This window comes from Cereibacter changlensis JA139 (genome assembly GCF_003034985.1).
Lineage (GTDB): Bacteria > Pseudomonadota > Alphaproteobacteria > Rhodobacterales > Rhodobacteraceae > Cereibacter > Cereibacter changlensis.
This window is the reverse complement of record NZ_PZKG01000287.1, coordinates 1-2303: the sequence shown is the minus strand read 5'-3', so window position 1 is coordinate 2303 and position 2303 is coordinate 1. Positions and strand designations below refer to the sequence as shown.

Genomic DNA, 2303 nt, shown 5'->3' with positions numbered 1-2303 from the left:
TCGGGCATCGGCGCAGCCGACCCGGCGCTGATCGCCACGGTCGCCGCCGCCTTGAACGACGAGGACGTGCGCCCGCTCTGCGACGAGGTGCAGGTGACCGGGGCGGAGATCATCGACTACGTCGTGACCGCGACGCTCACCATGTTCGCCGGTCCCGATGGCGAGGCGGTGCGGGCGGCGGCCGAGGCGGCTGTGCGGGCCTATGTCGCCCAGTCGCACCGGCTCGGCCGTTCGGTGCGCCGCTCCGGTCTCTTCCGCGCGCTGCACCAGCCCGGCGTCGAGCGCGTCGATCTTGTCGCGCCCGCTGTAGACATCGAGCCCGACGCCCGGCATGCCGCCTGGTGCAGCGCCGTCAGCGTGACGGTCGCCGCATGAGCCCGACCCTGCTGCCGCCGAACGCCACCCGGGCCGAGCGAGCCATCGCCCGCGGCATAGCGGCGATCACCGGCCCCGCCGTTCCCAACGCCGGGCTCTGGTCGCCCGCGACCTGCCCGGCCGCGCTGCTCCCCTGGCTCGCCTGGGCGCTGTCGGTCGATGACTGGGATCCGGGCTGGTCGGAGAGCCGGCGGCGCGAGGTGATCGCGGCCTCGGTCGATCTCCACCGCCACAAGGGCACGGTCGGCGCGATCCGCCGGGCGCTGCGGCTCGCGGGCTATGGCGACGCGGCGATCACCGAGGCCTGGCAGTTGCCCCGGCTCGGGGCAGCCCCGCCCTTGGGGCGCAGCTGGCGGCTCGGCTGGAGCGGGATCACCTGGGCCGATTACGACATCGGCATCACCCGCCCCGTCGGTCGACGCGACGCCGATGCGCTCCGCGACAGGCTCGCGGCTGTCGCCCCGATGCGTTGCCGGCTCAGGCGCATCACCCTGGCCGGCGGCGTCCGGCATGTCCTGGGCCGCGGGGTCTGGGATCTCGGCAATCAGATCCCGCTCGGCGGCGTCTATCACTATGAGGTGCAATGATGGTCAATCTCGCGAGTATCCAGCCGCTCCCCGAGACGGAGGAATGGAAGAGCGTGCCGCGGCTCGAGGACGGCATGTGGCCGACCGGCGGCGTGGTCGATCCCGAGGCCGACAGCGGGCTGATGAACTGGCAGGCCCAGATCCTCGCCGGGCGCACCAAGTTCCTGCGCACCAGGGTGGACGCGCTGATCGCCGCGGTGGTCGCGGCCTCCACCACGGTGGCTGGCATCGTGCGGCTGAACAACACGCTGACGAGCTCGGCTGTCGATGAGGCGCTGACCGCGGCCCAGGGCAAGGCGCTGCAGACGACGAAGGCCCCGCTGGCGAGCCCGGCCTTCACCGGGACGCCCACCGCGCCGACCGCCGCGGTCGCGACCAACACAACCCAGATCGCGACCACCGCCTTCGTCCAGGCCAAGGTCGCGGCGCTGGTGAACGCCTCGCCGGCGGCCCTCGACACGCTCTACGAGCTGGCGGCGGCGCTCGGCAATGACCCGAACTTCGCGACCACCGTCACCAACGCCATCGCGCAGAAGGCCCCGCTGGCGAGCCCGGCGCTGACTGGCGCGCCGACGGCGCCCACCCCGGCGGCGGGAGAGAACAGCCCGCAGATCGCCACCACCGAATGGGTGAGGCAGAACGTGCTGCCGGCCGGCTGCGTCGCCGCCTTCGCCATGACGGCCCCGCCGCCGGGCTGGCTGCGCTGCAACGGGGCCGCGGTCTCGCGCACCACCTACGCCGGGCTCTTCGCCGCCATCGGCACGAGCTTCGGGCCGGGCGACGGGGCGACAACCTTCAACCTGCCGGAGGCGCGGGGCGAGTTCATCCGCGGGCTCGACGACGGCCGCGGCGTCGATGCGGGCCGGGTGCTGGGATCGACCCAGGGAGCCGAGAGCAACCGGCTGCTGCAGGTGCAGTCGGCGCGCAACCCGGCCGGCGAGCAGGGCAACGTCACCATCGACGTGCCGGCGACCGATGTCTTCTCGCCCTGGGTCGCCTCGGGCCGGTCGATGGACGGCGACGATGTGAACATGCGCTTCCGCTCCAGCGGGGCGGAGGCCCGGCCGCGCAACCTGGCGCTCCTCTACTGCATCAAGTTCTGAGCACCCGGGCTTCTCGACCTTCCCGATGCTTAATTCGATATGGCATTTGCCAGAATCGCGCCCTTCAGTGATACTGACCTTGGTGGTCCCCAACTGCCAATTCCCTATCTACCCTGCGGATCGCTCTTGCCCCCTGAACGGGGTCAGGGGCGATCCGCTCCCCTGCATCTGCGATGGTCTGCCCAGCACCCCCTGGGAGACTTCCGCCTATGCCCGAACAGTTCCTGCACGGGATCGA

2 protein-coding genes and 1 pseudogene are annotated in these 2303 nt (G+C 71.9%); all 3 read left to right on the top strand.

All coding sequences use genetic code 11. The features are described 5' to 3' along the window. Positions 1 to 375 (top strand): annotated as a pseudogene (locus tag C5F48_RS23295) (baseplate assembly protein); the annotation flags it as partial. After that, complete coding sequence (locus tag C5F48_RS23290) at positions 372 to 962, top strand: phage tail protein I (protein ID WP_107666067.1); 591 nt, start codon at positions 372 to 374, stop codon at positions 960 to 962. The pseudogene C5F48_RS23295 and the gene C5F48_RS23290, both read left to right, overlap by 4 nt. Then, positions 959 to 2065, top strand: coding sequence for a phage tail protein (locus C5F48_RS26310; RefSeq protein WP_107666066.1), 1107 nt, complete (start codon positions 959 to 961; stop codon positions 2063 to 2065). Before C5F48_RS23290 ends, C5F48_RS26310 begins: the two co-directional genes overlap by 4 nt. The last annotated feature ends 238 nt before the right edge of the window (positions 2066 to 2303 follow it).